20 protein-coding genes and 1 pseudogene are annotated in these 21,180 nt (G+C 65.0%); 16 read left to right on the forward strand and 5 right to left on the reverse strand.

The annotated features are described in order from the left end of the window. Positions 1 to 164 precede the first annotated feature (164 nt). Together WAW17_RS10895 and WAW17_RS10900 are read left to right on the forward strand one after the other, a co-directional pair. Complete coding sequence (locus WAW17_RS10895) at positions 165 to 1,004, forward strand: alpha/beta fold hydrolase (protein ID WP_422333021.1); 840 nt, start codon at positions 165 to 167, stop codon at positions 1,002 to 1,004. A gap of 26 nt (positions 1,005 to 1,030) precedes the next feature. Continuing rightward, positions 1,031 to 2,074: a VOC family protein gene (locus WAW17_RS10900; RefSeq protein ID WP_422332995.1), complete on the forward strand. Its 1,044-nt coding sequence runs from the start codon at positions 1,031 to 1,033 to the stop codon at positions 2,072 to 2,074. Between the two features lie 34 nt (positions 2,075 to 2,108). Here the strand turns inward: WAW17_RS10900 and WAW17_RS10905 are convergent, their stop codons facing one another. Next, positions 2,109 to 3,380 (reverse strand): APC family permease, encoded by a 1,272-nt coding sequence (locus WAW17_RS10905; RefSeq protein WP_422332996.1) that lies wholly within the window; start codon positions 3,378 to 3,380, stop codon positions 2,109 to 2,111. Positions 3,381 to 3,701: 321 nt separating this feature from the next. On the opposite strand from WAW17_RS10905, the gene WAW17_RS10910 reads away from it, so the two are divergent. Next, positions 3,702 to 4,175, forward strand: a complete 474-nt coding sequence (locus WAW17_RS10910) for a GNAT family N-acetyltransferase (RefSeq protein ID WP_422332997.1) — start codon at positions 3,702 to 3,704, stop codon at positions 4,173 to 4,175. A 152-nt stretch (positions 4,176 to 4,327) separates the two neighbouring features. On the opposite strand, the gene WAW17_RS10915 is transcribed toward WAW17_RS10910, so the two are convergent. Continuing rightward, positions 4,328 to 4,927, reverse strand: a complete 600-nt coding sequence (locus tag WAW17_RS10915) for a TetR/AcrR family transcriptional regulator (protein ID WP_422332998.1) — start codon at positions 4,925 to 4,927, stop codon at positions 4,328 to 4,330. 254 nt (positions 4,928 to 5,181) lie between these two features. On the opposite strand from WAW17_RS10915, the gene WAW17_RS10920 reads away from it, so the two are divergent. After that, positions 5,182 to 5,799, forward strand: coding sequence for a hypothetical protein (locus WAW17_RS10920; protein ID WP_422332999.1), 618 nt, complete (start codon positions 5,182 to 5,184; stop codon positions 5,797 to 5,799). 69 nt (positions 5,800 to 5,868) lie between these two features. After that, complete coding sequence (locus WAW17_RS10925; RefSeq protein WP_422333000.1) at positions 5,869 to 7,320, forward strand: DUF222 domain-containing protein; 1,452 nt, start codon at positions 5,869 to 5,871, stop codon at positions 7,318 to 7,320. Positions 7,321 to 7,415: 95 nt separating this feature from the next. Here WAW17_RS10925 and WAW17_RS10930 read toward each other — a convergent pair whose 3' ends face one another. Continuing rightward, a complete protein-coding gene (locus WAW17_RS10930) occupies positions 7,416 to 8,240 on the reverse strand; it encodes an IclR family transcriptional regulator (RefSeq protein WP_422333001.1) in 825 nt (274 codons plus the stop codon). A gap of 306 nt (positions 8,241 to 8,546) precedes the next feature. Between WAW17_RS10930 and WAW17_RS10935 the strand changes: the two genes are divergently transcribed. From WAW17_RS10935 to WAW17_RS10975, 9 genes and pseudogenes are all read left to right on the forward strand, one after another. Beyond that, positions 8,547 to 9,623, forward strand: coding sequence for an aldo/keto reductase (locus tag WAW17_RS10935; protein WP_422333002.1), 1,077 nt, complete (start codon positions 8,547 to 8,549; stop codon positions 9,621 to 9,623). A gap of 41 nt (positions 9,624 to 9,664) precedes the next feature. Then, entirely contained in the window at positions 9,665 to 11,128 is a 1,464-nt protein-coding gene (locus WAW17_RS10940; protein ID WP_422333003.1) for an NtaA/DmoA family FMN-dependent monooxygenase, read from the forward strand. Between the two features lie 3 nt (positions 11,129 to 11,131). Then, positions 11,132 to 12,541: an NtaA/DmoA family FMN-dependent monooxygenase gene (locus tag WAW17_RS10945; RefSeq protein WP_422333004.1), complete on the forward strand. Its 1,410-nt coding sequence runs from the start codon at positions 11,132 to 11,134 to the stop codon at positions 12,539 to 12,541. Between the two features lie 34 nt (positions 12,542 to 12,575). After that, positions 12,576 to 13,433: an ABC transporter permease gene (locus WAW17_RS10950; protein WP_422333005.1), complete on the forward strand. Its 858-nt coding sequence runs from the start codon at positions 12,576 to 12,578 to the stop codon at positions 13,431 to 13,433. A 52-nt stretch (positions 13,434 to 13,485) separates the two neighbouring features. After that, positions 13,486 to 14,514, forward strand: coding sequence for an ABC transporter substrate-binding protein (locus tag WAW17_RS10955; protein WP_422333006.1), 1,029 nt, complete (start codon positions 13,486 to 13,488; stop codon positions 14,512 to 14,514). Between the two features lie 43 nt (positions 14,515 to 14,557). Continuing rightward, positions 14,558 to 15,331 (forward strand): ABC transporter ATP-binding protein, encoded by a 774-nt coding sequence (locus WAW17_RS10960; protein WP_422333007.1) that lies wholly within the window; start codon positions 14,558 to 14,560, stop codon positions 15,329 to 15,331. 98 nt (positions 15,332 to 15,429) lie between these two features. Beyond that, a pseudogene (locus WAW17_RS10965) lies at positions 15,430 to 15,516 on the forward strand (sulfurtransferase); the annotation flags it as partial. A 37-nt stretch (positions 15,517 to 15,553) separates the two neighbouring features. Further along, entirely contained in the window at positions 15,554 to 15,697 is a 144-nt protein-coding gene (locus tag WAW17_RS10970; protein ID WP_422333008.1) for a hypothetical protein, read from the forward strand. Between the two features lie 25 nt (positions 15,698 to 15,722). Further along, positions 15,723 to 16,763: an aldo/keto reductase gene (locus WAW17_RS10975; protein ID WP_422333009.1), complete on the forward strand. Its 1,041-nt coding sequence runs from the start codon at positions 15,723 to 15,725 to the stop codon at positions 16,761 to 16,763. Positions 16,764 to 16,971: 208 nt separating this feature from the next. Here the strand turns inward: WAW17_RS10975 and WAW17_RS10980 are convergent, their stop codons facing one another. Continuing rightward, on the reverse strand, positions 16,972 to 17,427 hold the full coding sequence (locus WAW17_RS10980) for a MarR family winged helix-turn-helix transcriptional regulator (protein WP_422333010.1): 456 nt from the start codon (positions 17,425 to 17,427) through the stop codon (positions 16,972 to 16,974). Positions 17,428 to 17,524: 97 nt separating this feature from the next. On the opposite strand from WAW17_RS10980, the gene WAW17_RS10985 reads away from it, so the two are divergent. Beyond that, a complete protein-coding gene (locus tag WAW17_RS10985) occupies positions 17,525 to 18,775 on the forward strand; it encodes a multidrug effflux MFS transporter (protein ID WP_422333011.1) in 1,251 nt (416 codons plus the stop codon). Positions 18,776 to 18,852: 77 nt separating this feature from the next. Further along, positions 18,853 to 20,583 carry an alpha/beta hydrolase gene (locus tag WAW17_RS10990; RefSeq protein ID WP_422333012.1) on the forward strand — a complete coding sequence of 577 codons (1,731 nt, stop codon included), beginning with the start codon at positions 18,853 to 18,855 and terminating at the stop codon, positions 20,581 to 20,583. 44 nt (positions 20,584 to 20,627) lie between these two features. Here the strand turns inward: WAW17_RS10990 and WAW17_RS10995 are convergent, their stop codons facing one another. Next, positions 20,628 to 21,170 carry an AAA family ATPase gene (locus tag WAW17_RS10995; protein WP_422333013.1) on the reverse strand — a complete coding sequence of 181 codons (543 nt, stop codon included), beginning with the start codon at positions 21,168 to 21,170 and terminating at the stop codon, positions 20,628 to 20,630. Positions 21,171 to 21,180 lie beyond the last annotated feature (10 nt).

The raw sequence follows: 21,180 nt of genomic DNA on the forward strand, positions 1-21,180 counted from the left end.
CGCGAGAAGGGCGCCACCGTGCTGGCCCTGCGGCCCGACGGATTCGTCTACGCAGCGGCAGGCGGTGACGGGGAGCTGGCCGCGCCGCCGACCGGACTTGCGATTCCGAAAACTGCCAGTGCGCAACATCTCTCGACTCAGGAGAATTCGTGACCATCGACTCGATGACGGAAAAGACCTACACCGTGCGCGGCAAAGACATCTTCGTGGCCGAGACGGGTGAAGGCCCGGCACTGCTACTCCTGCACGGCGGAGGCCCAGGAGCATCGGGGGTATCGAACTTTGCCCGCAACATCGATGCGCTCGCGGAGAACTTCCGGGTCATCGTCCCCGACCTGCCGGGCTACGGACGCTCGAGCAAGGGCGTGGACCAGAGCGATCCGTTCGGCTACCTTGCCGATTCGATCCGGGGCCTGCTCGACCAACTCGGCGTCGACAAAGCCCACCTCGTCGGTAACTCCTACGGCGGCGCCTGCGCCCTGCGCCTCGCACTCGACACCCCCGAGCGGGTCGACCGGATGGTCCTGATGGGTCCGGGCGGCATCGGCACCACCCGCGGTGTGCCCACTCCCGGCCTGAAGAGTCTGCTGTCCTACTACGGTGGCGACGGCCCCTCGCGGCAGAAACTCGAGAACTTCATCCGCCAATACCTCGTCTGCAAGGGCGAATCCGTCCCCGCCGAGGTGATCGACCTGAGGTACCAGGCAAGCATCGATCCGGACGTGATCGCGAATCCGCCACTGCAGCGCCCGTCCGGCCCTACCGCTCTGCGCACGCTGTGGCGGATGGACTTCACCCGCGATAGGCGTCTGACGACCCTGCAGACACCCACACTGGTGGTGTGGGGCGCCGAGGACAAGGTGAACAAGCCGAGCGGCGGACAGATGCTGGCCGACCGGATGCCGCACTGCGACCTGCTGCAGGTATCGAACGCCGGCCACTGGGTGCAGTGGGAACGCGCCGACCTGTTCAACGAAATCACGCGCACCTTCCTGACCGTCTGACCCCGAACACACCGCAGGAGAACATCGTGCCCGCACCCGTTCACTCACCCTCGGTCTTCGGCAACGTCCACCTCGGGTACCTCGTCATCGAGACCGAGAAGTTCGCCGAGTGGCGGCGCTTCGGCAAAGACGCGATCGGCATGCACCTCGACGAACTCGCCGCCGACACCATGCGATTCCGTCTCGACGAGAACGAATGCCGCTTCCTCCTGCAGCGCGGGCCCGCCGAGGACGTGACGACGATGGGGTGGCACATCGACGACCACGAAGCCTTCGACCGGATCGTGGCCCGCGTGATCGATGCCGGCGTCCCCATGATCGAAGGGACCGAGGAGGAAACCGCACTCCGCGGCGTCGAACGGCTGCTGCGGTTCCCCGGCCCCAAGGGACTCACACAGGAAATCTTCACGACGGCCCGAGTCGCCGGCACTCCCTTGCAGATGCACACGGCGGGATTCGTCACCGGCGAAGGCGGAATGGGTCACGTCGCACTCACCTCGAAGAAACCGACCATGATCCGCGGCTACTTCAACACCGTGTTCGACGCCCGGTTGTCGGACTACATCGACGAAACGATGAACGGCGTGAAACTGAAGATCCGATTCCTCCGTGTCAACGAAAGGCACCACTCCATCGCCATCGCGGCGGTGCGCGCCGCGCCGATCGACCCGATCCGTACTCGCGTGCAGCACTTGAACATCCAAGTCGCCGAACTCGACGACATGACACAGTCGTATCAGCGAGTGAAGCAACTCGGTTTCGACATGGCGCTGTCGGTAGGACAGCACACCAACGACCGCGAACTGTCCTACTACGCCGTCACACCATCCGGATTCGAATGGGAGGTGGGCTGGAACCCGATCATCGTCGACGAAAATACCTGGGAACCCACCACCCACCAGGGCATCAGCATCTGGGGGCACAGCCGAGTCGGTCAGACCATCATCGACAAGCTCGCACAATTCGAAGTGGGAGCGCAGTCGCTTCTCCGCCGAGAACAGACCGTCCACGCGCTCAGCGGGGTCGGCGTCGAGGACAGCGGATCAGCGGACGCGGCTGGGCGCGGGTAGCCCTGGCCGCCGGCCTGGTCCGCGGGCCCGCTTCTCAGCTGTTCGGCGCGAAAGTCGCTCGTGCCCAGTAGATCCCCGCGCCGATGCCGAGGATGATCACGCCCGAGACGACCGATATCGGCGGGAGGAACAGCGCGAGGACGATACAGCCGGCGGCGCCGGCCAAGGCAACCAGGCGTGTCCAGAGTTTCGCCGACAGCGTCCAGGCCGACGCGTTGGCGATCAGGTAGTAGACCAGCACCGCGAACGAGGAGAATCCGATGACCTCGCGCAGATCCGCGGTCGCGGCGAGGGTTGCCACCACCACGCCGACCGCCAGTTCGGCTCGATACGGCACCGCGAACCGGGGGTGGACGGCATCGAGCAGACGCGGCAGATGACCGTCACGGGCCATCGCGAAGGTGGTGCGTGAAACTCCGAGGATCAGGGCAAGGAGAGAGCCGAGGGCGGCGACCACCGCGCCGGCCCGCACGACGGGTTCGAGGCCCGCAAACCCGGCAGCTGCAACAGCCTGCGCGAGCGGATCGGTAGCGGTGGCGAGTGTATCGGCCCCGAGAGCCTGCAGCACCGCGATCGCCACGAAGAGGTAGACGATCAGCGTGATGGCCAGAGCGATCGGGATCGCGCGGGCAATGGTCCGGCGAGGGTCCTTCACCTCCTCACCCAGTGTCGCGATTCGGGCGTACCCGGCGAAGGCGAAGAACAGCAGTCCTGCAGCCTGCAGCACACCGGTCACACCGTGACCGGAGGTGATCGCGAGGCCGTCGAAGCGAGTGTCGGCGCTCGTCAGGCACACGACGACCACCACGGTGAGGACGGCAAGCACCGCGAACACGATGACGCGAGTGACCAGCGCGGACTTCTGAACGCCCAGGTAGTTCACGGCCGTGATCGCGACGACCGCGATCACGGCAACGAGGTGCTCGCGACCCGGCCAGGCGTAGGCCCCCACTGTCAGGGCCATCGCGGCGCAGGATGCGGTCTTGCCGACCACGAATCCCCAGCCCGCGAGGTACCCGAAGAACGGCCCCAGTCGCTCACGGCCGTAGACATAGGTGCCACCGGACTGCGGATACAGCGCAGCGAGCCGCGCCGAGGAATGAGCATTGCAGTACGCGATCACCGCGGCCACCGCCAACCCGACGAGCAGCGCGCCTCCCGCGGCCGAGGCTGCGGGGCCCAACGCCGCGAAGATCCCCGCTCCGATCATGGACCCGAGGCCGATCATCACCGAGTCGAACACCCCCAGCCGGCGGCGTAGCTGTGGTGTCGGCGCCTGTTGGGTGGTATCACGTTCTCCAGCCATGCGTTGCAGTTCCCTTTCGGGGCGCGAGATGACGCCGGTTATCCGATATCGAGACCCGATATCGATTTTCGATCCTAATCCGGAAGGTTGTCCGCTGCCGCCCGGAGCAGGGTGCGTCGATGTCGACAAGGTTGTCTCGGGTCGACCCACCGGGCCCGCCGCCGGACCTACAATTACTTTCATGGCCATCGAGGGTCGGCCGCGATTCGCGCGGCTATCCGGCGGGCCCGACGGATACCTGCCGGGTACCGGAGTCCCCTCATCCCGTGGAAGCGCGGAGCATCACCTGGCCAGCCGCAACGCACCGAGAGGAGTCGGATGATGGTCGACATTGCAGAGGTTGCCGCAGGCGATCCTCGGCTGGTGGAGTTTCTGGACAATCAGCACACCACGCAGGTGGCTCGCCGAGGCGCGCTGGTCGATGTGCGGAAGCAGCCGGCGCTTCTTGCGTCGACCGAGGACGAGGTCGTCGGGGTGCTCCTCTACGACGTCGTCGACAAGGACTGCGAGATCGTGCACATGCGCGCATCCGGGCAGTGGGGCGGGGTGGGAACGGCACTCGTCGATCGCGTCGTCGAAGTTGCTCGCGCACAGGGGTGCTCGCGGCTGTGGTTGGTGACGACCAACGACAACATCGACGCGGTGCGCTTCTACCAGCGCCGTGGCTTCCGGCTGTCCGCTGTTCGGTGTGGCGCGGTCGACGAGGCGCGGCGGACACTGATGCCGCAGATCCCCGAAGTGGGCAACTACGAGATACCCCTGAGGGACGAACTCGAATTCGAGCGCGACATCTGAAGGCCTCCCGCTCGAGGACAGGTCACCGTCGGTCGGCGATGCTGCCCGGCCGGCCTTGTCTGCGCAATCTCCTGGGAGAGTAGCGGTTTTGGGCCGCCGGCAACAGCCGCTGAACGTGCCGGACCCGCTGCGATCAAGAGCGGGGCAGATCCTTACTCGAACAGCAGATGCTGCCAGCTGTCGGCGAGCATCTCGAGAGAACCGTCGGCATCCATGCCGTCCCAGCCGCGACGCATCCACCGGCCGCCCAGACCGTCGAGTTGGGAGTACGCCAGCACTGCTCGTATCTGGCGAGTACCGGGATCGAAGCGATCAGCTCGATCGAGCCCGTCCTTGATGTTGCCGATCGAACTCTCGGACCATTGATCGACGATGATCTGGATTTCGCGGTCCAGCGCGGAAGCCTCGTCCGCGACCATGATGTAGGGGCGTATGTCCTGCCATTGGCTCGCCTTGGCCTTGATCCACGCTCGCAACGCTTGCGGATCACCCGACTGGACCACCACGGTCAGCTCCGGAGTCACAGAGTCCTGAACCTGGCCGAGCTTCTCGTCGAGTTCCCGGAGCAGGGCACGCATGAGGTCTGTCCGCGACGGGAAGTGGGCGTAGAACGTGGTGCGATTCGTGCCTGCGCCCGCCGCGATGTCGTCGATGGTGGTCGCCGCGTAACCCTTCGCTGCGAACAGTTCGAGCGCCGTGGCCATCAGCAGTTGACGCGTCATGCGCTTCTGCGCCATCCGGAGGGTCGTCACCCGGGTCATCTTACCGCAGGCTGACCCGCCTTCCAGGCAGCTCACCCACCGTTCTGGAGCAGAACTTGACATGATGTTGTGTGAGCTGTCACAGTGATAGCAGTCACCAGCCCCGCGGAGCGCCGAGTGCGTCTTACGGCAGTGACAGCTGCGGAAACATCACGGCCACAGCCGTTCTCGACGGTTCGGGCACCTGAACCTGAACCTGGACCTGAACTCTCCCAGATTCCGACCATCGACAGAGACGGACAACCATGTCTTCGCAGACCAAGGGAATCCTGATCCAGGCCGTGCTCGGCGCGGTCCTGATCTCGATTCTGATGTTGCCTTTCCAGGCCCTCACCCCGCTCGCCTCCTACAGTGCGATGCTCATCCTGCCGGTGATGCTGTTCTTCACGCTCCAGGCTCCGCCGCCGGCTCTTCTGGGAATGTTCCTCAGCTTCGTGTGCGGTGTCGGCTGGGCCGGACTGTTCATGCTGATCAAGAACGCACTCCCCGGGGTTCCGCTCGAGGCGATGATGGGGATCGGTGTGACCGCCGTGATCTTCCTGATCCTCGCCGTGCACCCGATCGTGCTGGGGAACACTCCATTCCGTGTGGTTCCGGCAGTGCTGCTCGGAATGATCGAGTCGCTGCTCGTGATGACGGTGATGCCGACGCTCCAGGAGGGCGAACCCGAGTTGAACCTGCTGTGGCTCATCGTCATCTTCGGCTACGGCTGTGTGATGACCCTGATCCTCGTTCTGGTCCAGGACCAGCTCATCACCGCGGTACTCGGCAAGGAGTGGCGGTCCGCCCCGACCGACGACGAGCCGAGCTCGCAGGTCCCACCCACGCCGCCCACCCGGACGCAATCATCCCCCGTGTCCTGAGAAGTTTCGCAGATCGTCCTGCCGTCGACGTCGCCGAAACGTGTCGGACTCCTCGACTACGCTTCGCACATGAGTTCGATCGGGGGGTCGGGGCGGGTGCAGGAGCACCTGACGATGCTCACTGCCGCCGTGGACGGGCTCCTCGACGCCGACCTCACCGCACTGGCGGACACCGACGTTCTCGATTGCCTGCGTGAGTTCGAGCAGTCGATGCGCCGCGCGCAGTCGGTATCGCATCGGCTGCTCGTGCAGACCGTGGAACGCTCCCTACCGGCCGCATTGGGCTACACCTCACCGAACGCGCTGCTGATCGAGGTACTGCGGCTCTCCGCCGGCGACGCCGCGGCCCGGATGACCGCGGCCCGCGACCTCGGGGTGTGGCATACCCTGTCCGGTCAGGACATGCCCCCGGCACTGCCGGAAACCGCGGTCGGCCAGCGGGACGGCGAGATCGGTGCCTGGCACGCCAAGACCATCCGCTCGATCATCCGGAAGATCCCGCACGCGGTCCCCCACTCCGACATCGCGCGGGCCGAAGCGATCCTGGCCGCGCTCGCCCGCCGGGGCACCCCGGAAGATGTGGACCGGGCCGGACACGAGTTGCTGGCCTGGCTCAACCCCGACGGGAACCTCGGTGACGACCGCGACCGGGCACGCCGGCGCGGGGTCACGCTCGGACGCCAGGACACCGAACTGATGTCGACGATCTCCGGTGAACTCGACCCGATCACCCGGGCCCTCCTCGATCCGATCCTCGCGAAATGGGCGCGGCCGGGAATGAACAACCCGAACGACCCCGACTCCCCGTCCGGCGACGGCGGACGCGTCGATCCCGCCGTGCTGGTCGCCGCCGCCGGCCGCGATACCCGCACCACAGCACAACGCAACCACGACGCGTTCACCGCCATGTTCCGGGTGCTGATCGAAGCCGGGGTCCTCGGCACACACCGGGGACTGCCCGTGACCGCGATCATCACCATGACCCTCGACCAGCTCGAGCAGGCCGCCGGGGGAGTGGCCACCACCGCCACCGGAGGGCTGCTCCCGATCACCGACGCACTCGCCCTGGCCGAACACGCGCACCCGGTGCTGGCCCTGTTCGACCACCACGGCCGCCCGCTGCACCTCGGGCGGCAACGCCGCCTGGCCACCACCGACCAGCGGTTGGCGTTGATCGCCGCCGACCGTGGCTGCACCCGACCCGGGTGCGCGGCCCCGCCGTCCCTGTGCGCCGCGCACCACGTACAGGACTGGAAACCCGACGGCACCACCGACATCGAGAACCTCGCTCTGGTGTGCGATGCCTGCCACGCACAGGTCAACACCGGTACAACCGGCTGGACCACCACCACCGCCGGACCCGGATCCCAGTACCCGGGACGAACACACTGGATCGCCCCATCCCACCTCGACCCCGAGCGCAGACCACGGATCAACCACCGCCATCACCTCGCCGAACAACTCGCCCACGCACGCCGCAAACAACGCCGACAACCCGACACTGACGACGGCGCACCCTGACGTCACCGTTGCGTCAGAGCTGCCAATGGCGTTGCAAACCAGTGTCTGCGAGTCCGTCGCCACGTTTGATTCCGGCGGACGAGGACTCCTCGCCGCTACGCCCTCCGCGTTTCACCACTGTGGCGGTTACCGGTTTGCGCCTTCTGCGGCTGTTCGGTCACCGGGTCGGCACCGCGAAACAACGTGTCGCTGATGGCCGCTGCGGTGACCCGCGCGAGATCGGCCACGAACGGTATCCGCTCCGGAATCATCAATTGCGTGGTTCCGCGCACCCCAAGGGCGAATCGTGCGTGACCCTGCGGATCGAGTACCGGGACGGCGATGATCCTGAAGCCCCATTCGGTTTGCTCGTCGTTGATCGTGTATCCGGCCGATCTGGCGGCGTCGAGTTCCGCGGACAGTGCTGCCCCGTTGCGAGGCGTGCGGTCGGTTCCCAGATGGTAGGGCAGGGTGTTAAGTTCGTCGCTGGTCGTCGGCGACCAGGCGAGGAGTGCCTTGCCGAGTGCACTGGCATGCAGCGGAAATCGAACCTCGGAAAGATTGTGGCCCTGTGTCTCTCGCCACCGTGTAAAAGCCAGGTTGATCGCATCGGTGCCGTGGCGGGTGGCGATCGATACCGCGGTACCGGTTTCGATTGCGAGCCGTTCCATGTGGGGTTCCGCCAGATAGATCAGGTGACGCCGGTAGGAGAGCTGACCGTACTCGGCCAGTGCGACTCCCAGCCTGTATCGACCGGTCCTTTCGTCCTGCTCGACGAACTCGGAGTCGAGCAGCGCTCGCAGCAGTCGGTGCGTCGTACTCATCGCCAGATTCTGGGCGCGTGCGATGTCGGTGACTCCCAACTCGATGTCGCCTTGAAAACATCGCAGCACGGCCAGAGCGCGGGAGACCGTCTGCAACCCTGAATTGTCTGCCGCCATGTGGATTCCTTTCGAAGGCTCGTTGGCCGGGAGGGGGCGCGCGCCGGTGAGGGGCTCAATGTTCCGCTTAGTGGAATCCAACCCTGACAGACAATCGAGACGGCTGCAATGGCGGCAGCGATATACCCGACATTCAGCGACGATCGTCCCTAGTACACAGTTCTTCGAACTGGTCAATGATTCCGATCTGTGGAATGCCATGTGTTGTTCGATGGGGTTGCGATCCCTACTGTCGGCGATGTTCAAACCTTCCGGGCCCGAACACGCGGCCGAGGCGTGTCGCCGGAATCGATGTGAAAGAAGCCCATGACCGCATCCGCGCCCCCTGTTTCCCGCCCTGCCTATTCGGCGGGTCGACCCGCTACGAATACCGTTCTGCAGGAGAGGTATCGGCCCGTCGGGCGTTCCGGTCTCGTGGTGTCCGAGGTGGGCATCGGGGCGAGCACTTTCGGCCGGAGCGGAATGGTCGCTGAGACCCAGGAGGCTGCCGACCGTATCGTCGGTCGTGCGCTCGATCTGGGGATCACCTACTTCGACGTCGCCGACGTCTACGGTGATCACCCCGGCCAGAGCGAGATCATGCTGGGAAAGGCGTTGGGCGGCAGCCGTGATCGCGTGATCATCGGATCGAAGTTCGGAATCGGGCTGGGCGGCCTGAACGGACCGGATTGGGGTGTGCGCGGGTCACGCCGGTATGTGCGGCTGGCGGTGGAGTCTTCGTTGCGCCGCCTGCAGACCGACTGGATCGACCTGTACCAGATCCATACCCCCGACCTGATCACCCCGATCGAGGAGACGCTGTCCGTCCTCGACGACCTGGTGCGCGAGGGAAAGATCCGGTACATCGGAAGCTCGAACTTCGCGGGGTGGCAGGTCGCCGACGCCGAATACGTAGCTCGGATCAACGGCTTGACCCGGTTCGTCTCGGCAACCAACGAGTACAACCTGCTCTGGCGGGAACCGGAGAAGGAACTGCTCCCCGCACTGGCCGCGTACGGGGTGGGTTTCTTCCCGTACTTCCCGCTGCAGAACGGTCTGCTGACCGGGAAGTATCGTCGGGATTTCGCTCCCGCCGGTGCCAAGATTACGAATCTCAAGAAGCATCTGCTCGACGCCGCGCCGTGGGACTCCCTCGAGCGCTACACGGAATTCGCGCGGGAACGCGGGGTGACGCCGACGGCGTTGGCGTTCGGGTGGCTTCTGGCGCACGAGTCGGTGTCCAGCGTGATCGCGGGCGTGACGAAGCCGGAGCAGCTCGACGACAACCTCCTCGCCTCACGGTGGCGGCCGACACCATCGGAATTCGCCGAACTGTCCGCGCTCTTCATCGGTGATCTCAGTGGCGCGCCCGGGCAGGTCACCGGGACCACCACCCGGGCCTGAGATTCCACGACCCGTCCATCTCTACACCTAGAGGCAGAAACATGACTCCTGATTCCGGACCCAACCGGACCCTTCATCTCGGTTACATGTACTGGTCGAACGGCACCCACCCGGCAGGCTGGCGTCTGCCCGAGGCTGTCCACGACCGCGGCTTCGATGCGCGGTACATCACGGAACTCGCCCAGCTCGCGGAGGCCGGGAAGTTCGATTTCTTCTTCTTCGGTGACCGCCTCGCTACCGGTCCGGAGTACCAGCTCACCAACACGTCGGTGCTCGCCCGGATCGAACCGTTCACGGCCGCAAGCTACATCGCGACGTCGACCAGCCGGATCGGCATCGTGGTCACCGCCAACCCCACCTACTACGAGCCGTTCAATCTGGCCCGGCTCACCGCCTCGCTCGATCATTTGTCGGCGGGACGAGCATCGTGGAACATTGTCACCGGCGCCGACGGCCGAGCCGCGGACAACTACACCCGGCCCGAGCACGGAGACGCGACCGCCCGTTACAACCGAGCAGACGAATTCGTCGATGTCGTTCGCCTCCTGTGGGACAGCTGGGAGGACGACGCATTCATCCGCAATACGGAGACCGGCGAGTTCGTCGACGGCGACAAGATCCACTTACTGAATCACCGTGGCGAGACATTCCAGATCCGCGGTCCGCTGAATGTCGCGCGGCCACCCCAGGGGCACCCGGTGGTCCTGCACGCCGGTACCTCCGACCGCTCGCGCGATCTGGGTGCACGCGAGGCGGATGTCCTGTTCGCCGCTGCCGCGACGATCGATCAAGGTAAGGAATACGCCGAGGACATCCGGCGTCGTGCAGCGGAATTCGGCCGGGACCCGTCAGAGATCGCGATCCTTCCCGGGCTCACGCCCATCGTGGCGCGTACACGGCAGGAAGCGCGCGACCTCTACGACCGGCTCAACGCCCTGATCATCCTCGATGACGACACCCGGTTCGGCGGACGCAACCCCTCCGACTGGAGCGCAGACTCCTTCGCGGCGCCGCGTGAGGCGCAAGGACAGGGATTGCGGAACCTCGGCGCGTTGTCCCAGCGGGTGGGCGTGGACCTCACCCGGCTGGACCTCGACGACCCCCTCGACGCCTCCACCGCCCAGCAGCTCAATCCGCTGGGACGGACACTGCTGGGTGCCGCCCGGGCCAGGACCGGTCGTGTGGTGGGCGGCGACAGCCCGTTGACGGTCCGGGACCTCCTCTACGCACACATCGTGGGCGGTCACGTGGCGGTCGGCGACCCCAACGACATCGCCGACTACATACAGACCTGGTTCGAGGCCGGTGCAGCGGACGGCTTCAACATCCAATCGGCCTTCCTCACCGAACAATTGGACACCTTTGTCGCGCTCGTCGTGCCAGAGCTCCAACGCCGCGGACTGTTCCGCACCGAGTACGAGGGCCGCACGTTGCGCGAACACCTGGGACTCGAGCGACCGGTGAACCGCTGGACGCACGCCGACACGACAACAGGAGGACGGTGACCGATGTCCGAACCACAGCGGGAACTTCATTTCGGACTCATGTTCTGGGCAACCGGGACACACACGGCAGGTTGGCGTTACCCCGGAGCCAAGGCCGACGGCGCCTACGATATCGAGTTCATTCAGGACGTCACACGGTTGGTCGAGGAAGCGAAATTCGATTTCCTGTTCCTGGGGGACCGCCTGGCGACAGATCCGAAGCTGGCCAAGACCAATCCCGCCCAGATGTCGCGCATGGAACCCTTCACGGTCGCGAGTGCGCTCGCGGCCGCCACCTCGCACATCGGGATCGTGGTCACAGCGAATCCCACCTACTACGACCCGTTCACCATCGCGCGTCTGACCGCATCCCTCGATCACCTGAGCGGTGGGCGTGCGGCGTGGAATCTGGTCACCGGGGCCGACGGCGCCGCAGCCTTCAATTTCAGTCGGGACGCCCACTGGGACACCGACAAGCGCTACGACTGGGCGGAAGAGTTCGTCGACGTGGTCCGCGCCCTGTGGGACAGCTGGGACGACGATGCATTTCTCCGGGACAAGACCAGCGGGCGGTACATCGACGAGACCAAGCTCCATGCCATCGACCATGTAGGGCAGCACTTCTCGGTCCGCGGACCGCTGAACGTCGCCCGGCCACCACAGGGACAGGTCGTCTTGCTGCACGCCGGCACGTCGGATCGCTCGCGCGACCTCGGTGCACGAGAGGCCGACGTCATCTTCGCCGGCCAGCCCAGCCTCGAGGCCGCAAAGGAGTACTACGCAGACGTGAAGGAACGTGCCGCCAAGTACGGCCGCACCGAGCACGACATTCAGATTCTGCCGGGACTGAGCGTGGTGGTGGCGCCCACGACCGAAGAAGCGGTGGAAGTGTACGACCGCCTCAACTCACTGCTACCACTCGATCCCGAAGGCGAGACGGTGGACTCCGTGCGATTCGGTGGACTCGGTGAGGCCCTCAAGCGCAACCTCGCCACGGTGTCGCAGGTGCTCGGCGTCGACGTGACGGGGCACGGCTACCACGATCCCGTCTCCGCGGAGGTGTTCGACCGGTCCGGACGGGAGGGACGAAAGATCTTCGAGGGCATCACGAAGACCACCCGCCGGACCGTGCAGGGTGCCTCGCCGATCACATACCTCGATCTGATCAACGGAATCACGGTGGGGTTCGGCACGGTCGTGGGAAACGCGGTGGAGGTTGCGGATCACATCCAGTACTGGTTCGAGGAACGCGCGGCCGACGGATTCAACATCTTCCCCGATTTCGTGCCCGGATCCGTCCAGGCGTTCACCGAATTGGTGATACCCGAACTGCAGCGACGCGGGTTGTACCGCACCGAGTATGGCGGCACGACATTCCGGGCCCATCTGGGCCTCCAGCGGCCCGCCAACCGAAACCGCGGCCTGAGCGCGTAATGCGTGTCAGAGCAGAACTGAAAGGAGCATGACGGTGGCCCTCGACCAAGCCGAGATCGTAACCCGTCCAGCGGTGCCGGCATCCCCAACCCCGGCAGTGACACGCGCCGGGCAGTGGCGTACCGCCTTGTCACGGAGGAATCTGGCCATCCTGGCGGGCCAACTCGCAGTCGTGGCCGTGGTACTGGCGATACTGCAATGGCTGGTCGATTCGGGACGGGTGGGTTCGATCTATATGGCATCACCCACCCAGATTCTCGGTGTATTTCCGCACTTGATCACCGAGGAGCACCTCTTCGGCAATCTCCTGATCACTCTGTACGAAGCTGTGGTCGGGACCGCCCTCGCCTTCGTATTCGGTGTTGCAACAGGAATTTACATGGGGTTGTCGCGCACCGGCGAACGCTTCCTGAATCCCTTTGTCGGCGCGGCTATGGCCGTACCGAAAGTGACGATCATCCCGTTGCTCACGCTGTACCTGGGCGTCGGTGTCAATCACAAGATCGTCATCGTGTTCCTCTTCGGCTACTTCATGTTCGTCTTCAACACCATTGCCGGGATCAAGCAGGTTCAGGAAAGCCACCTGAAAGTGGCCCGCGCCAACGGGGCATCGCGGTTGCAAACCGTCATCAAGGTGATTCTGCCGTCCGCATCGCCGAGCATCGTTGCGGCTCTGCGGATAGAGGCCGGAACCGCCCTGGTCGCGGCTCTGTTCGCGGAAATCATCGCCTCGAAAGCGGGGCTGGGCAACATGCTCAACCGTGCCATAGGCATCTACGACACCGCGACCCTGTTCGCCCTCGTCCTCTCCATCACGGTGTTCTCGGTTCTCATCATCGCGGCCGTGAACCTGCTGGAGAAGAAGGTCCTTCTCCGATGGAAGTACGCCTGATCCGCCCACTCAACCCATTCCCAGCTCATCGCCCAGCACAGAAGGAACAAGCGTGTTCACCAAGAGACCTCTAGCCATGCTCGTCGGCGCAGTCGCATTGACACTGGCGGTAACCGGCTGCTCCGGCAGCGTCGAATCCCTTGCGGGTGACGACACCTCGTCCGGCGAAGGCCGCAGCACCCTGACGCTACAAGACAGCACCTCCTACACACAGCTCCCGATCCGATTCGGTGTCGAGAAGGGCTTCTTCGACGAGGAAGACCTCGACGTGAAGTTCACCCAGGTTCAGGACGCGGTCACCGGCGTTGCCACCGGAGAACTGACGTTCGCTTTCGGCCCTACCAGCAACTACCTGCGCGCGGCCGAAAAGGGCGCACCCATCAAGATCGTCAGCTCCGCCTTCCGGAGCAAAGGCCCGTTCTTCCTCATCGCGCGCCCCGGCATCAACTCCGTCGCGGACCTGAAGGGCAAAACGGTCGGAATCGCCCAGGCCGGCAGCAGCATGGAAACCTATACCCGCAAAATCCTCAGCGACAACGGTGTCAACCCCGACGACGTCAGCTTCATCGCCAACGGTGTGAACGAACAGGCGTTCGGCACCCTCACCACCGGTCAGGTGGACGCGACGATCATCCACCAGCCGTTCCCGGCCTTGGGGGAGCTCGACCGAAAGTCCGTGACCCTGGCCCGCGGCTGGGACTACCTCCCCACCTACCACACCGGAGTTCTCATCGCCGGCAACAACGTGATCAACGAAGATCCTGAGCTGCTACGCCGGGGCCTGAGCGCATATTTCAAGTCCTACACATACGCCAAGGAACACTACGACGAGTACCTGCCGTGGCTGCAGGCGAAGCTGGGCACGATCGACCCGAAAGCCGTGGAACTCGCGCTCCAGCAGGAAGACGACATCTGGGACAACAACCCGGCCATCGACCCCGTCGCGATCCAGGACACACAGGATGTCGAGATCGCCGTGGGCTTCCAGAACGCCCGATACGACGCGGACAAGTACATCGATACCCAGTTCATTCCGCAGGAGTACGTGAAGGAATTCTCCTACCCGCAGCCTGCTCGCTGAACACAGAGATACAGCGGCGCAACAACATCAGTGAGGTAAGTCCGTGGCAACCTTCGAAATACAGGGACTGGGCAAACAGTTCCCTACCACTCCGCCGGTGCACGCGCTCGACGGAATCGACCTGACCATCGAGGAGGGTGAGTTCGTCGTTCTCCTCGGCCCGAGCGGGTGTGGCAAGAGCACTCTCCTCGAGATCCTGGCCGGCCTGCAGGAGAAGACCCAGGGTGAGGTGCTGTTCGAAGGAAAGCCGGTGCAGGGGACCAACGACCGGATCGGTGTGGTGTTCCAGGACGCGTCGCTGTACCCGTGGCGAACCGTTCAGCGCAACGTGGAGATCGGGCTCGAGTTTCGCGGAGTGGGCAAGTCCGAACGGCGCGAGGCGGCCGGAAAGTACCTTGCCCAGGTCGGCCTCGTCGGGTTCGAGAAGAAGTACCCGCACCAACTGTCCGGTGGGATGCGTCAGCGCGCGGGCATCGCGCGAGCGCTGGCCGCCGAGCCGGACGTCCTGTTGATGGACGAGCCGTTCGGGGCCGTCGACCACCTGACACGCATCCAGCTGCAGCGGGATCTGCTGGCGCTGTGGGAGACCCATCGCCGGACGATCGTCTTCGTCACTCACGACGTGGGGGAGGCGGTCTACCTTGCCGACCGCGTCGTCCTGCTCTCGCCGCGGCCGGGGCGAGTATTCCGGGAGTTCGTGATCGACGAGCCCAGGCCGCGCCGCAGGGGCGATATCGGCCTGCTTGCACGCGAGAGCGAGATCTACGAGGCACTCACCCGCATCGAGGAGCAGGCCGACGCGGAGGTCACGCCGTGACCTTTCACCGACCGCAGAACCGGTTTCTTCATCAGCGCAGAAGAACTTGCAACGCTGGACGCCGTTCGGATTCTCGACGTCCGGTTCACCCAAGCACTCGAGGGGGGGTCAACGACGGTGACGCGATTGTCGTCTATGACGACCGGCACGGGATCACGGCCGCCCGGGCATGGTGGACGAGGCGATGACGGGCGCCCGGCGGGTGGTCATATCCCGGGGGCAGTGAACCTTCCGACCACGTCGAATCTCGACGACAACGGGTTGCTGAAAGCCGCCTCGGTGCTGTCCGAACAGTACGGCCGCCTGGGGATACACGGATCCGCTCTGGTGGCCACCGGCTCCGAGCAAGACACCGTGCGGGTCTGAAGCTCGAAAACACCCTCCTCTGAGCATGTTAAGAGAAAGTGAAGTCCACGTGCCTCACACTGCAGACGAACAGCGCTACGAGAAAGCCGAATTCAGTAGGTCCGGGCACAGCGGGCTGCAGCTTTCCCGCTTCTCCTTCGGCTTGTGGCAGAAGTTCGGTGATCAGCATCCCTATGCGACGCAACGGGACATCGTCCTGCGAGCCTTTGATCTGGGAATCATCTCGTTCGACCTCGCAAACCGCTACGGGCCGCCCTTCCGCGCCGCGGAGAAGAATTTCGGCCGGATCCTACGGGAGGACCTCGGGGCGTACCGCGAAGAGATCGTGATCGCCTCCAAAGCCGGCAATCCCATCGGACCGAGCCCCTATCACTCGGGAGGCTCGCGCAAGACCCTGTTGTCCTCCCTCGAGATCAGTCTGCGTGATCTGGGTGTGGACTACGTCGACATTTTCTACTCCCACAGCCCGGATCTGCACACCCCGCTGGAGGAGACCGTGGATGCGCTCGCCACCGCGGTCCGTCAGGGCAAGGCACTCTATGTCGGCATATCCAACTATCGAGCGGACCGCGCGCAGGAGGCGGCGAAGTTGCTGCGGGAAGCGGGTGTTCCCCTGGCAATCCACCAGACGCGATACTCGATATTCGATCAGCGGGCGGACACCGAGGGGCTGCTCGATCTCGCGACAGCGGACGGCACCGGTTTGATCGCATTCTCCCCGCTCGCGCAGGGACTTCTCACGGACAAGTATCTGAACGGCAGCATCCCCGGCGATTCGAGGGCGGCTGACAGCGCCTTCCTCTCACCGGATGCGATCACCGATGTGTACCGGGGCCGGGTGGCAGGACTGAACGAGATCGCGGCTTCGCGGGGGCAATCACTGGCGCAACTTGCACTGCAATGGGTGCTGCGTCGGCCGGAAGTGACGAGCGCCCTCATCGGAGCGAGCTCCGTGTGGCAACTCGAGCACAACCTCGAGGCCCTCGAGATGGCAGAGCTGACCGCAGACGAGCTCGATGCGATCGACCGGTACGCGAGCCTGGAATCGGCGGCTGCACTCCGCTGAATCGGAGGAGTGCGTCGCCGTCGCCCTGCGTGTGCGCCCCGCATGCGGAGGCATCAGCCTCGACCTCCGGCTGCTGACGATCGCCGCGAGAGGGGTCAGCCCCTTGCGTAGGACCTGCTTGCCGGCGATCTCACAGGACTTTCATCCCACCGGAACGCGGCACATCGATATCGTCGATGCTGTCGGCGCCCGCACGGATCCAGGCTTTTCAGTCGATCGGCATGGATCCCAGCCGCGCCAGTAGTGGAGCCGCTTCGACGAGCCGCGCGGCGTCGTCGGGACTCATGTCGTTCAGGAGATTGCGGATTCCGCGGTTCCACATCTCATCGATCAACCGCCTGTTGCGCTCGGACAGGGCTGTCAGGTGCAGCCGGTGCGAGCGCCGGTCCTCGGGATCGAGCCGCCTCTCGACCAGTCCTCGCTCCACGAGGTTGCGGACGGTGGTGCTCACATTGCTGCTCTGCAGACCCAGGAACCGGGCGATCTCGGACACGGTGCTCCCAGGGTTTTCCTCCACGGCACGGAGCACGTCGATCTCCGACTGGGGAAGCCTGGCCAGCCCGGCTTCTCGCTCTCCGAAGCGGCGCAACGCCCACACCAGAGAACGCGCGGTGTGCGCCAGGCGTTGGACGTCATCGTCGACTGCGGGTGCGTTGTTGGACACGGAACAAGTCTAGCCATTAGAGTATATATAATTCTAGATATAGTTTTAGAATCGGAAGGGCAATGTGAACCAGCACCTACAGGAATCCGGCGTAGCCGTGGCAGGAAACGTAGAGCACGGAAAGGCGGGCACTGCTCCCCACACCGAGCAGCGATCCCCCCACTTCCCGCCGAAGTTGATCGCGACTCTCGCCCTGCTGGCCGCAGTTGCACCCCTGGCCATCGACATGTATTTGCCCGCGTTCCCCGCCATGGCGGTGGAGTTCGGCACCAGCGCTTCGGCAGTGCAGCTGACGCTCACGACCTTCCTGGTCGGCCTCGCCATCGGGCAGCTCGTCATCGGACCGCTGTCGGACCGGTACGGCCGACGGCCCCTGTTGATCGCAGGCACCCTCCTCACAGCACTGTTCAGCGCGACGTCCGCCCTCGCCCCCACCATCGAACTTCTCGCCGTCTCACGGTTCGTGCAGGGATTTGCCGGAGCAGCAGGCATTGTGCTCGGCCGGGCCGTGATCTCCGACCGCGCCCGAGGCGCCGCCGCAGCGAAGCTGTTCAGCCTGTTGATCGTCATCAACGCCGTCGCCCCGATCATCGCCCCCCTGCTCGGTGGCGTGATCGTCACCAACTTGGGCTGGCGCGGAGTCTTCTGGGCGCTGACCGTGCTGTCCGCAGTGATGTTCGTCTGCGTGCTTCTGTTCGTGTCCGAGAGCCATCCCAAGGAACGACGCACCGCCGGCGGGGCCACAGCAATGCTGCGCGACGCCCGTGCCGTGCTCGGCAACCGTCGATACGTCGGGTTCACACTGGCCTACGCGTTCGCTTTCGGTGTCATGTTCGCCTACATCTCCGCGTCTCCGTTCGTCCTGCAGAACGTTCACGGACTCTCGCCCACCATGTACACCGTGGCCTTCACCGCCAACGCCGTGGGCCTCGTGATCGCCAGCGTCGCCAACGGCGGGCTCGTCGCCAAGCTCGGCGAACGCAGCACCCTGCGGATCGGCCTCGTGCTGCTTGCCGTGATGTCCGCCCTGATGCTGGTCAACAGCGTCGTCGGGCCCGCTCTCTGGGCCACGCTGATCCTGCTGTGGTGCTCCATGGCCAGCCTCGGCCTGGTCATCGCCAACGCCACCACCCTGGCACTCGGCGAGGCGCGGCAGGCCGCCGGCACCGGTTCGGCCGTCCTCGGAGCACTCCAGTTCCTGCTGGCCGCCGCGATCTCCCCGCTGGTGGGTATCGGCGGGGAACACACCGCAGTCCCGATGGCCGTCGCCATGGTCATCAGCGCATTCATCGCCTTGGGTGCACTGCTCATCCTGACCAGGGCGCGAGCCGGGGCGCACGCCGCATAGCCGTTCTACGGAATCCACTGGGACGACGGCCCGCATGTGCCCGCCCGATCGACGTGGGGGCGGGATACTGTCAGCTGGTGAGCGAAACACGTTCCCGCGCAGAGGTGCAGCCCGACAGTCCGCGCAGTGCGGGCAGTGCCGGCAGTGCGCGCCGCAACGTCACAGTTCTCGGGTTGGATTTCATCGGCCTGGTGTTCGCCCTTTTCTTCTTCGCGTGGAGCCTGAGTCCGTCACTGATTCCACGGGACTGGCTCTACCAGGGGATCGTCAGCGGGACCACCAGCGTGACGGGATACGGAATCGGGCTGCTTCTCGCATACCCGTTCCGCAGGTGGATAGAACCGCTGTTCGCCTGGTGGCCGCTCCAACGCAGGGTCGCCCTGGCAGCAGAGATCATCATCGCCGCCTTGGCTGTGGCAACGGTGATCGGCACGCTGCTGGTGGCGGCCAACTGGCAAGCCGATATCGAAGCCCTGATGGGTGTTTCGCCGACCCCGTCGGTTGCGTATCTGCGCGTCGGTGCCATCACGGTGGCCATCTTCACCGTCGTGCTGCTGATCAGCCGGGGTGTCCGGCAACTGGCCCGGTCGTTCGCCCGGCTCCTCAGCACACGACTGCACATCTCCGCCCCGGCAGCGCAGATCGTCGCACCGATCCTGCTGACGGTCGTGGTAGCCATCTTCGTCGACGAGGTGATCCTGGCCGGCAGTTCGGGCGCCGCCCGCCTCGTCTTCGCCGGTGCCAACAACAGCACCGCCCCCGGCGTCGCGCAGCCGATGGAGGCAGAACGTTCGGGCAGTCCCGCTTCGGTTGCGGCGTGGGACACCCTCGGTCGCCAGGGCCGCTCGTTCGTCGACGGTGGTCTGACATCTGCCGAACTGGCGCAGATCAACGATGCCCCCGCTCGGGAACCGATACGCGTGTATGCCGGTCTGCAATCCGCTGCGGACACCGCCGGCCAGGTGAATCTGGTTCTCGACGAACTCGACCGAACCGGGGCGTGGGACCGGCGGATCCTCGTGGTGTCCGCAACGACCGGAACAGGTTGGGTCAATCCCGTCGCCGCCGACTCCATCGAGATGATGTACAACGGTGACTCCGCGATCGCCGCCATACAGTATTCGTTCCTGCCCAGCTGGCTGTCCTTCCTCGTCGACGGTTCCGTCGCGGGCGCCGCCGGAGAAGCACTCATCGACGGTATTCATCAGCGCTGGTCCCAGCTGCCCGAGGATCGGCGTCCCCGTCTCGTCGTCTACGGCGAGAGCCTCGGCTCGCAATCGGCTGAGGCCGCCTTCGACGATCTGGGAGATCTCCGTGCATCGATCGACGGCGCACTGTTCGTCGGACCACCGAACTCCAACCGCATGTGGCGTGACATCGTGGAACGGCGAGACCCCGGCACCCCCGAGGTGCTTCCCACCTATGCCGGCGGCCTCATCGTCAGATTCGCCGCGGACGCAGCAGATTTGGCACCCACCACTCAGCCGTGGGTCGAACCGCGGGTGCTGTATCTGCAGCATGCTTCGGACCCCGTCGTGTGGTGGGGTCCGGGCCTTCTGTTCTCGCGGCCCGACTGGCTCACCGAAGCGCCGGGAGACGATCGGACTCCGGCCATGCGGTGGTATCCGATCGTGACGTTCTGGCAAGTGGCCGCCGACGTGATGCGCGGGACGTCACCGCCGCTCGGGCACGGGCACAACTACGAGGACCTGATCCCGTACGCCTGGGCTGCGGTGGCCGCGCCGGAGGGCTGGACGGACGCGGACACGCAGCGCATCGTGGCGGCCCTCCCGCCGATCACGCCGTGACACGGCGGCGCAGATGCGGCGGCACCCGTGGCAGTGACATCGCCTCATCGCCGTGCCGAAAGCTGATCGACGACGAGCTGGACCGCCTCACCGGGATCGAACATCGAGGTGTCCAGGACAAGCCTGTCCTCCTCCCAGGGCTCGTACTCGCGCTCGACGATCTGCCGCCAGGTGGGCGGCACCAGGCCTGGAATATCGACGCTACGATGCTCGGCCCGCCGTCGGTGTTCGACGGAATCGGAGCAGACGACTTCGACGTTCACCAGCCGCGCCGAATGCTCGCGAGCGACCGTTTCCCACGCTCGCCGGGTGAGCTGCAATGGGTTGACACACTCGACGACAACGGTGTGGCCCAAACATAATTGATCGGCCGCAATCGCATATCCGACCGCATAACCCGCCGTCACGGGTCGCTTCAGCTCGCCCGACTCCACCAGCGCCTGCTCTATCGTGTCGATCCGCAGATACTGCGTGCGTAATCGGCGCGCGAGGAGTGTCGCGATGGTTGTCTTGCCGGTTGCAGGCAAACCGCCGACAACGATGAGCGTTCCGGTTGTTTCCTGTTCACGGCAATCTCCGTCGTCCATACCGAAGAGT

It is taken from the genome of Rhodococcus sp. (in: high G+C Gram-positive bacteria), from assembly GCF_049286785.1.
GTDB lineage: Bacteria > Actinomycetota > Actinomycetes > Mycobacteriales > Mycobacteriaceae > Rhodococcus_F.

What these genes read in the sequence shown, in the direction of transcription:
- WAW17_RS10895 (WP_422333021.1), top strand. Translation starts at nt 165, where the DNA reads ATGACGGAAAAGACCTACACCGTGCGCGGCAAAGACATCTTCGTGGCC.
- WAW17_RS10905 (WP_422332996.1), bottom strand. Translation starts at nt 3,380, where the DNA reads ATGGCTGGAGAACGTGATACCACCCAACAGGCGCCGACACCACAGCTA.
- WAW17_RS10910 (WP_422332997.1), top strand. Translation starts at nt 3,702, where the DNA reads ATGGTCGACATTGCAGAGGTTGCCGCAGGCGATCCTCGGCTGGTGGAG.
- WAW17_RS10920 (WP_422332999.1), top strand. Translation starts at nt 5,182, where the DNA reads ATGTCTTCGCAGACCAAGGGAATCCTGATCCAGGCCGTGCTCGGCGCG.
- WAW17_RS10925 (WP_422333000.1), top strand. Translation starts at nt 5,869, where the DNA reads ATGAGTTCGATCGGGGGGTCGGGGCGGGTGCAGGAGCACCTGACGATG.
- WAW17_RS10930 (WP_422333001.1), bottom strand. Translation starts at nt 8,240, where the DNA reads ATGGCGGCAGACAATTCAGGGTTGCAGACGGTCTCCCGCGCTCTGGCC.
- WAW17_RS10935 (WP_422333002.1), top strand. Translation starts at nt 8,547, where the DNA reads ATGACCGCATCCGCGCCCCCTGTTTCCCGCCCTGCCTATTCGGCGGGT.
- WAW17_RS10940 (WP_422333003.1), top strand. Translation starts at nt 9,665, where the DNA reads ATGACTCCTGATTCCGGACCCAACCGGACCCTTCATCTCGGTTACATG.
- WAW17_RS10945 (WP_422333004.1), top strand. Translation starts at nt 11,132, where the DNA reads ATGTCCGAACCACAGCGGGAACTTCATTTCGGACTCATGTTCTGGGCA.
- WAW17_RS10975 (WP_422333009.1), top strand. Translation starts at nt 15,723, where the DNA reads ATGTTAAGAGAAAGTGAAGTCCACGTGCCTCACACTGCAGACGAACAG.
- WAW17_RS10995 (WP_422333013.1), bottom strand. Translation starts at nt 21,170, where the DNA reads ATGGACGACGGAGATTGCCGTGAACAGGAAACAACCGGAACGCTCATC.